The 6,574-nt window shown below is 42.6% G+C and carries 9 protein-coding genes; 2 read left to right on the forward strand and 7 right to left on the reverse strand.

The window, feature by feature from the left end; all coding sequences use genetic code 11:
- Nucleotides 1–298: hypothetical protein (locus tag F6K49_RS33535; protein ID WP_293103597.1), on the reverse strand; the 298-nt coding region annotated here is incomplete at its 3' end.
- A gap of 20 nt (nt 299–318) precedes the next feature.
- On the opposite strand from F6K49_RS33535, the gene F6K49_RS33540 reads away from it, so the two are divergent.
- On the forward strand, nt 319–507 hold the full coding sequence (locus F6K49_RS33540) for a hypothetical protein (RefSeq protein ID WP_214607773.1): 189 nt from the start codon (nt 319–321) through the stop codon (nt 505–507).
- Nucleotides 508–1,021: 514 nt separating this feature from the next.
- On the opposite strand, the gene F6K49_RS33545 is transcribed toward F6K49_RS33540, so the two are convergent.
- The 5 genes from F6K49_RS33545 to F6K49_RS33565 all read right to left on the reverse strand — a co-directional run bounded on the left by F6K49_RS33545 (nt 1,022) and on the right by F6K49_RS33565 (nt 4,189).
- A complete protein-coding gene (locus F6K49_RS33545; RefSeq protein ID WP_158069732.1) occupies nt 1,022–1,285 on the reverse strand; it encodes a hypothetical protein in 264 nt (87 codons plus the stop codon).
- Between the two features lie 81 nt (nt 1,286–1,366).
- Nucleotides 1,367–1,768, reverse strand: coding sequence for a transposase (locus tag F6K49_RS33550; RefSeq protein WP_293103600.1), 402 nt, complete (start codon nt 1,766–1,768; stop codon nt 1,367–1,369).
- 235 nt (nt 1,769–2,003) lie between these two features.
- A complete protein-coding gene (locus F6K49_RS33555) occupies nt 2,004–2,240 on the reverse strand; it encodes a hypothetical protein (protein ID WP_293103603.1) in 237 nt (78 codons plus the stop codon).
- A gap of 185 nt (nt 2,241–2,425) precedes the next feature.
- Nucleotides 2,426–3,115, reverse strand: coding sequence for a hypothetical protein (locus tag F6K49_RS33560; RefSeq protein WP_293103606.1), 690 nt, complete (start codon nt 3,113–3,115; stop codon nt 2,426–2,428).
- A 66-nt stretch (nt 3,116–3,181) separates the two neighbouring features.
- Complete coding sequence (locus tag F6K49_RS33565; RefSeq protein WP_293103609.1) at nt 3,182–4,189, reverse strand: DUF4157 domain-containing protein; 1,008 nt, start codon at nt 4,187–4,189, stop codon at nt 3,182–3,184.
- 46 nt (nt 4,190–4,235) lie between these two features.
- Between F6K49_RS33565 and F6K49_RS33570 the strand changes: the two genes are divergently transcribed.
- Nucleotides 4,236–4,454 (forward strand): hypothetical protein, encoded by a 219-nt coding sequence (locus F6K49_RS33570; RefSeq protein ID WP_293103612.1) that lies wholly within the window; start codon nt 4,236–4,238, stop codon nt 4,452–4,454.
- Between the two features lie 54 nt (nt 4,455–4,508).
- On the opposite strand, the gene F6K49_RS33575 is transcribed toward F6K49_RS33570, so the two are convergent.
- Nucleotides 4,509–6,545, reverse strand: a complete 2,037-nt coding sequence (locus F6K49_RS33575; protein ID WP_293103615.1) for a DUF4157 domain-containing protein — start codon at nt 6,543–6,545, stop codon at nt 4,509–4,511.
- Between the last annotated feature and the right edge of the window lie 29 nt (nt 6,546–6,574).

Here is a 6,574-nt window from a genome sequence, read left to right on the forward strand (position 1 = left end):
GAAATTCAGTTCCTTTATTCCATCTCAATGCTCCTGTCGGTAATTGGGTTTTTCGTGACCCTTTTTTGTTAAAATTAGCAGCCTTTCTGAGATACTTTAAATAATTCCCTTTAAAACCGTGTCTGTCTGCATGATCTACAATACTATTGGCTAGGGTTGGATAGGTGGCTTTGTCCCAGGTTTGGATCAGAGTTTCGATTTCGGCAATCTCCTGCTCGGTGTATCCTGCAAATAATATCTGTTGATAGGGATCGCTTCTGTCAAGTTGATGGGGCTGATCAGGGTTATTGGGATTCATTTAAGCATAAATCGACTGTTTTGGCATTTAATCAACTTAACGATCATTTTACCAATGGGTTCGGTTGTCCGTTACACGGACGTTTTCGCACTCTACAAGTCCGGCGATACTCCCGCAGGGAGTGGCTGCCGCCAACCCACGACAAGATCGTGATCACACTACGTTCAGTAGACCGAAAACTTTTCTCCCAAAGGGTGATCGCACTTTGAGCGACTACCGCAAACCTTCCGGATAGTCAGGTAGGGTTAGGGTGGGCAAATTTTGAGAATTTGATCATGTCATCAGCTCTGATGCTAATTTGCCCACCCTACAAGATCACGCGATCGGTCTTGCTTGTCACCTCTTCAGCAGGTTAAGATTTTTTTGACTTGCTTTACAATTTTAACCGATAAATCAATTAACAACAGGGTAGACGGTAGTGGATTTGCTCACCTCAGGGGTAGGGTGGGCAAATTATTATAGTTTGGTAATTTAATTAAGAATCATGTCTATTTGCCCACCTTACAAGAACTCCCTGCTCCCTTCAAACAAGAAGCTTGTAGGTCACAACATTGATAAGTGATATCTTAAAGTGTTAGGCATTAGATAAAGATTTAGCTAGCAGGGGGACAACGAAGCTTGTAACATAGACAGGGCTTGTTCCCTAGCCCGCTTACCTTTTTTATAATGCTTGACCCAACGGCGGTTAATTTGCAAAAGTTCCTCTCTCTTAGTGCGCATTCCCTAGGTCGGGAAACCCGACCGGGGTCGCACCGCTACAATTTTTTCGGGTATTTGCCCTAAGTACAGCCAATGATACTGATGTTGACCAACATAAAAAGCAGACGGTGCGCTTTCCAATGGCCGGGGAACCCGGCCTTGGGTCGCACCGCTATGTCGGCGACCATATTTCGATTTTGTTTCTGGTCGTACAACATATTTCTGTATTCCCATTTTCTTGATTTCTCGTCCTTGAAGGATTGCACTAGTATAGGCAATTGCGATCACAATAATTAACTTGCTTAGAGATTATGCTCCCAGCTTGGAGCCTTCTAGACTGTAACCACCTGATTGAAAATATCGAAACATTTATTCAATCGCAAATCGCTTTTTGTAAGACACAATAGCGGTATTTAAATCCTCAAAGTTAGTCAGTATATACCACGGTTCTTTTGTCTTCACTCCTCGGTAATTTCGTTTCCATTTACAAGCTACATTAAACGTTCCAAATCCGTTGTTTTTCGTTACCTGAAGGTCATTGAGAAACAATTTCATCCCCGGCTTTAAACCATAGTCCCGCAACTCTTGATAAACCTCATTTTCTGGCCAAACTTTGGTGTCACATTTTTGCCGTAAACAAAAGTATACCTTGCGTTCAGCCAGCCAGTGACCTAGTTTGGTAGAGCAAAATTCTCGGTCTCCCAGCACCACGACATCATAGGCTGATAGTAACTCCATACTTTTGCTCAATACTGCTTTTTGTTCGGACAAATTACTATTTCCTTGTCTTGATGCAGTCGCTCATGGGGGAAACCCCCAAGACCGCGCTGCATCGCTTTTTATCTAATAATGTCCAGTAAATTGGCCAGGCTCGATGATCATAGACAACACTCACCATCAAGATATTAATCAGACTCCAAGAGACGAAACCTTGAAGAGTGGAGCCTTTCTAGTCGGCAGGTTATGCAGAAAAATTTTAAATCTTTTGTAATAAGGCTCCACTCTTCTACGGTAACTTCAAACTCGTTCTATCGATGACCAGATAAATCCTATCCTTAGGATTAAACATCTCCTCTAAAAGAGCGGTAACACAGGGAAACCAGATAGTTTCAATAGTAAAGTTTTTAAGTCTCAAAAATCGCATGACTTTCCGACGACGGCTCTCTAATAAAATAGGTAACGGCAGGGATTCGGCTAAGACTTCTAACTTAACCTCTTTGAGTAATTGTAAACTAATTACCATCAAGTCTAGTAATAGATATGCTGTGTGATGCAGCTGATTTGGGATAATTTTTTGGTATAGCGCACGCTATCATTTTGTTTAGATAGGTCAGGGCTATTACTTTTGACCTATCTTTTTTGATCTCTTTCTGCTGTATCGCTCACTACATAAGACTTTCATGCCTCGTTGTCCCCCTGTTAGAAGATTTAGTTAAGTATTTTATCATCAAGCCATTGCTCTATAGCTTTATAATTATTCTGTTTAACTCTGTATTCTTTATTTAAATTGTTCTTATAAAATTCAACCTGTTCTTTGTAATTGCGACTGTTGTATTTGTCAATTATAAGGGTATAATCATCCTTATTAATATCAGTATTTAAGCGTATCATTAATCCAGTTTCTTCTAGCCATGATTGCCGAGTACGCTGGTTTAATCTAAAAATAGCCTTATTAGGCTTTCCACCTTCTTTGATGTCTCTATTAAAATTATCTATGATCTCTTCTACCTTTTCTTGATATTTTTTAAAGATATTTTCTTGTTGTTCTAGCCACTCCTGTTCTGCTAATTTCTTAAAGTCTTCACTCTCTTTTGCTGCTTTAATTGCAGCTTCTACTTCATCATCACTCAAGGATTTGGTACTGCTGGGATCGTCAAAATTTATACTAGGATAAATAGATTCAGCGACATAGGGGATGTTGGCATGTCCAGTCCAATTTCCTTTCTTATCAAGGATGTGCCCGGCACTCTTCTGTGCTGTAATATCTACCAATGCATAATTTCCTGTACTGAGTTTTATGGCAACGTCAGGTCTAGTTCCTTTGAGAAGAGTAGTATTTTGAGTTTCAAATTCAGAACCCAAGGCTTTTATTCCTACATTTGCTTTTCCTTCAATCACGTAACCGGCTGCCGTCGAGGGATGAATAACTTTCTTTCCGTCCTCATATTCTTGCTTGCGCCTAAACTAAATTAGTTTCTGGGCTTCTGATGCACCATCATAATTACCTTTTATAAATTCATCAAACGCTTTTTCTACTTCATTATCTACTTGATCAGCTTTTTCTTTTCCTTCCTTTTCTTCAGGAGTGTAAGCTGATTCTGCTTTAGGATGTTGAGGCTTAAAAGTAATAATTTTTCGTTGTATTACACCCTGATTAAAGTCTTGGCTTTCTGTTTGTCGCTGTACTGTACTACCAATTTGCTGTACCACATGGGTTAACTCATGGGCAATCAATTCTTGCCCTCCTCGACTCCCAGGATTATATTCCCCCTGCCGAAAGAAAATATCTTTACCTGTAGTAAAAGCACGAGCCTGAATAGATTGATTCAACTGGTTAGATTGGGCATCAGCGTGAACCCTGACTCCACTAAAATCTGCTCCAAACGACTGTTCCATTGGTTTCCGGATACTTTCGGCGATGGGCATCCCCGACCCCTTTGCCTGTTGGATTGAGCTTTCCAACTCTGGGGTAGCTGCCATCCCACCTTCTACAGATTGAAGCTGCACCATTGGCTTCCTCATCAGTTCATCTTGCTGACCTTGAGCTTGAATCGACTCTGGTTGAGTGCTGTGACTAGTCACTGGTGTGTTGATCCGATCCACTACTTCCGATGCTACTCGGTCAGCTTCAAGCTCATACTTGTCCCCAGCTTCACCAATAGTCAGCTTCGCCTGTACTGGATTCCCCTGCTGCCAATGGCCCATTAACTCATGGGAAAGTCCCCGAAACCTTGGCATTCGCTGGATTGACTGCCCACTAACAGGGGAGACAGTACTCAGTAGAGGATCTTGGGTTCGATGAACTTGTCGAGATAAGTCTTGCTGGGATTTAATTAGATTACCCAGTGCTCGGTTGCCGATTATCCCTTGCAGTTCCTCGATTGGGTGGTATGTTGGCTTCCTACTTCCCGATACTATTGACTGATCTCGAGCTTGTGTCTGTCTGGTTTGGCTTTGTCGTAGATTACCCATGAGCTTGACTAAATCTTTAACAGTCACATCATCATGATATAGCCGAATGGCACTGGGGGTGTTCACCCCAAGACCGCGCTACATCCCTACCAATGTGGCAGAGCTTCCTTTGTTAACCCAAGCAACAACAGAGCAGATCGCATTCAGTAGGGTAGGGTGGGCAAATTATGATATTTTGGCAATTTCATCAGGAATCATGTCCATTTGCCCACCCTACAAGAGCTACAAGATCCGCGATCGCACTGCTCAACCTGGGCTGAGTTAGATCGCTAAAATCCAATTGCTTAGCAAATCAGTACTAAGGCTTGGGTGAAAAGGCTTATTTCAAATTATGTTTTACTTTTTTAATAAGTTTATCTGTGTCCGGTATATTTGGATCAACTCCTAAGGAACCTATAAGTGCCTCTGCGTATGCCCGGTCCAATGGGCTACCATTTATAGACTCTTCTACAATTTTTTTAGCAGCCCATAAACGTATATTCTCGTTCTTCTGCTCTATTGCCCTCTTTAGTTCTTTTTCATCAGGAGGCTGAGTAATCGACATATCTAAATGCTCCTTTATGATGTATTCAGCGAACTGCCGTTGACTTGAATCATTCCACATTGCTATTAGCTCTTTTTCAATATAACTAGGTTGCTTATGACGTATCCTCTTAAATATTCTGTACCCGAGAAGCCCCAAAGCGCCTAATCCAACAATCACACCAACTACACTTGCCCCTATGCCAGTAGCTGTAGCAGCTCCTAGTCCTGCAACTGTGAAACCGGCAGCTGTTAGTCCTGCTGCTCCTGCTCCCGTTGCAGATGAGCCTGATATCATATCGTTACTCGATCGAGCCACTTTACTGCCTGCTTTTTTATTTGTGTAAGCTGCAGTTGTAAAAGTTGATCCTTTGAGTTCTGTATATCTATCTTCAAGAGATTTGATTTGAGCTTTGCTTTTACGCGCATCTTTACGATTTTTGTATGCAACTAGGGTACCGAGCAGACCAAAACCAACACTAATTCCACCTAATGTGAAACTTGGTGTGGAACTGGCTAATGCTGCTGCCGGTCCTGTTATACCTTCTGAAGCTGCTTCTAGCAGACCTATACCACCTGAAGCTACACCAGTACCTGTCTGGGCAGTATCAGCAGCAGCAACAACATTTGATCCCGCTATCTTAGCAACTCCTTCTTTTAACTTCGTACTTTTTCCGGTTTCAGGTAGCTCTAGATCACTTTGTTTCTGTCTCTCAGGTAAGGTAACTATTCCCTCCATATAAATATGCAAACGATATAGCTTCTCTAAAGCTTTGGCTAATTGACCACTCTTGTGCAAACTATAGTTCTCCTCCTCGGCTTGTAATGAAACTAAATTCAATCCCTTTTCGAATACCTTCTTGACATCGGGTAACTGTTTCCTCGCGAACTCTTTCCACGATTTCATAGACCTGACCCGTGAAATTAGCATCATTGGAAGAATACCAAGTTCGTTGATTATCTTTTTTATCCGTTGCGTTTCATCAATTTCTCTTAGAGAATCAAACACTTCATTCAGAACATAAACTAAGTTATCCAAGTACTGATCGAAGGTTACAATCCCAACATCGTTTCTTATTGGATCCGTTGGTTTCATGCACTGAATCGATGAAGTTTGATGAGCCAAAGTCGACAACCTGTGCTGGGGATTAGTCTTTTTCAATGCCGGTTTGGGAACTTCTGCTTGTGTGACTGCTCGTCTTCCCATCAGGTCAGCTTCTTGTTCTAGGCTTTTCTCATCGTTGACCATGATACCCTTCGTTTGGGTGGTACCTTTGACCCGTCCCTGCATTTGCTGCACCACATGCCACGCCTCGTGGGGCAGATGTCGCTCCTGCCCCGGACCCACCTCGATCGTTTTCCCCTGGGTATAGGCTAGTGCCTGTATCTGCGCCGGTTTGGGGGAATTATAATTAACTCTGACATCATCCAGTGAATATCCTGACAGGTTTTCCACTCCTGCTTTGAGCTTATCTGGTAATCCGGTTTTATTCGGGATAGGTGCGTTAATCCGGTCTACATCTTCCGATGCTACTCGGTCAGCTTCAAGCTCATACTTATCCCCAGCTTCACCAATAGTCAGCTTCGCCTGCACTAAATTCCCCTGCTGCCAATTGCCCCTTAACTCATGGGAAAGTCCCCGAAACATTGGCATTCGCTGAATTGACTGCCCACTAACAGGGGAAACACTATTCAGCAGAGGATCTTGGGTTCGATGAACTTGTCCATACTTATTGGGCTGGGATTTAATTAACTGACCCAGTGCTTGGTTACCGATTATCCCTTGCAGTTCCTCGATTGGGTGGTATGTTGGCTTCCTACTTCCCGATACTATTGACTGATCTCGAGCTTGTGTCTGTCTGG

It is taken from the genome of Moorena sp. SIO3I6, from assembly GCF_010672095.1.

Bases quoted from the DNA above. Each gene is read 5' to 3' on its own strand.
- F6K49_RS33565 (WP_293103609.1), bottom strand. From the start codon at position 4,189: ATGGGTAATCTACGACAAAGCCAAACCAGACAGACACAAGCTCGAGAT.
- F6K49_RS33555 (WP_293103603.1), bottom strand. From the start codon at position 2,240: ATGGTAATTAGTTTACAATTACTCAAAGAGGTTAAGTTAGAAGTCTTA.
- F6K49_RS33570 (WP_293103612.1), top strand. From the start codon at position 4,236: ATGGCACTGGGGGTGTTCACCCCAAGACCGCGCTACATCCCTACCAAT.